The 2,246-nt window shown below is 68.1% G+C and carries 2 protein-coding genes; both read right to left on the bottom strand.

Features of this window, described 5'->3' with window-relative positions:
* Positions 1-76: 76 nt before the first annotated feature.
* On the bottom strand, positions 77-931 hold the full coding sequence (locus ACZ7BZ_RS38270; protein WP_470362412.1) for a site-specific integrase: 855 nt from the start codon (positions 929-931) through the stop codon (positions 77-79).
* A gap of 1,030 nt (positions 932-1,961) precedes the next feature.
* A partial coding sequence (locus tag ACZ7BZ_RS38265) for a hypothetical protein (protein ID WP_470362411.1) occupies positions 1,962-2,246 on the bottom strand: 285 nt, incomplete at its 5' end.

Genomic DNA, 2,246 nt, shown 5'->3' with positions numbered 1-2,246 from the left:
TCAAACGCGCCCAACACCGCGACTGGCCACCACCGCTCCCGGCCGTCATCACGATCACCAGCAGAGCCGCCACAACCTAAGTCACCGGCATTGGGTCTAGGACCCACTGCGGGCGAAGCGGCGAGCCGTCCGGGTTGGCGAAGACGAGGCCCTCCAGGCGTCCCTCGGGGTGGGTGCCCATCTGGAGGGCGGCTTGGCGGTGGAGGGCGGCCATGGCTCTGGGGGAGAGGCTGATCCAGGCACAGCTGGCCTCGGTCTTGGGCTCGCGGAACAGACTCTGGTGGTTGTTGACCGCGGCGAGGGTCCAGCGGACGTAGAGCTTGCGGTCCATGAGGTGCACGTCGGACCAGTGCAGGGCGAGGATCTCGCCGCGGCGCATGCCGGTGCCGAGCATGACCTCGAACAAGTCGCCCAGCCGGTCGGCGTAGTGCTCGGCGCCGTGGCGCAGGAACGCCGCGGCCTCCTCGGGGGTCCAGCAGGTACGCTCGGCAGCGCGGGGTTTGGGCGGTACCGAGTACTTGGCGGGGTTGTAGCGCAGCCGCCAGGAGCGCACGGCCGCGTTCAGCGCGGTGCGCAGGGTCGCGGCGACCCGGTAGACCGTCACACGCCCGCGCTTGGCCTTGCGCTGGGCGTGGACCCAGTCGTCGACGTGGGTGGGGCGAAGGTCAGGCAGGCGGTGGTGACCGAAGGCGGGGATCAGGTCCCGCTTGACGCAGTCCGCGTACCCGGCCCACGTGTTCGGCGCCAGCCGCTCCTTCACCGAGTCCAGCCACTCGCGCAGGTAGCTCCCGACGGTGGTGCGGCGGTCCTCGTACACCCCGCGCAGCTCACCGTCCAGCACCGCCGCCATCTCCCGGACCGCCTCCGCACGGGTCGCGAAACCGCCCCGCCGCCGGGTGCGCCGCCGGCCCTCCACCCGAGCCAAGTCCACGCTGTACGTCCACCTCCCATGACCCTCCTCCGCAGCCAACCGCAGACACCACGGACCCAACTGCTTCCCACGCCCGTCCGAACAACCACACCGCCGATACACCCGACCCCGCTGCGCACGCTGTCCCATGAGCTTCCCCTTCTCTCGGACTGGGTGGTGCTTATGGGGCAATAGTGGCTGCTGTGTCGGGTGTGGCGGCAGAGCGTGTTGGGGGGTGCGCGAAGCACTCAGAACCACCTGGCGAAGACACGCTCAAGACGACACACCGCCCGGAAGATCACCATCCGTAGCCAATGGGTAGGCGACCGTGATCCGCCCGCCGGCGCCGGTCGGCTAGCGGCATCGAGGCGAGGGTAGGTGAGCTGCTGTGGCGCAGCTTCCTGAAGGCTCGACAGATCCCGATCACGACAGTACGTGCGGCGGGGTGGTCGGCCTGGGGACCATTTGGGGACCACGCCTGATGAGCGCCCATGCTGGGGGTCAAGGGGTCGCAGGTTCAAATCCTGTCGTCCCGACAGTGATGTCGGAAGGCCGTTGGCCGGGAGAAATCCCAGGCCAGCGGCCTTTTTTGTTGATGCTCCGGCAGGTGGTGGGCGGCTGCGGCGCCGTAGCTTTGTGATCTTGCTGGGGGCCAGCCGGGGACCGCAGCCCTTGGACGACGGGCCGCCGCGACCTGGTGCGGCGGCCGCGCGTTCGCGCCTACACCAGGTCGCCGGCCTGCCAGCCCGGGGGGACCTTGGGCAGGTCGATCAGGGCGTCGATGTTCAGGTGCTCGGCGAGCAAGGCCTTGAGGTCGCGGTCGTCGATAGCCATGCGACAAGCGCAGCGCCCTGCTGCAGGGATGGAGCACCGCCTCAGTGCCATCAGTGCCCATGAGGGAGACCGACTTGCATCGCTCCGTGATGCTGGCGGTAGGGCTCGAAGCGCTGCTGGACAGGGTGGCTGCTCCTGCAACGGACCCACAGATCGGGACCGTTACGAGGGCAGCCAACGCTGACCCCTCCTATGGCATAAAGCCGTGACGGCCCGATCAGCCTGACCACGGAGACCTCGCGATAGTCAGTTGTCCGTTCACCAGGGAGAGATTTAGCGGCAGTCCGCTGTCGAGCACGGCGAGAACGTCGACCTGGTGCTGGACCTGGATGTATCCCGCGTAGATCGGTCCGACGAAGATGCTGAGCGTCGGCGAATCGGGGGTCGGCCGCTCTATGGTGGCTTCGCCTGAGTGGCTGTTGTCTTTCCGGGGTTGAGGGCTGCGTTTTCGCTGATCAGGCATGGGATCGGCGGTGTCGGGGAGTGGTGATGTGTCGTGTCG

Source organism: Kitasatospora sp. NPDC036934, from assembly GCF_055608425.1.
The sequence above is the reverse complement of the archived record's forward strand: the minus strand, read 5'-3'. Positions and strand labels throughout refer to the sequence as shown.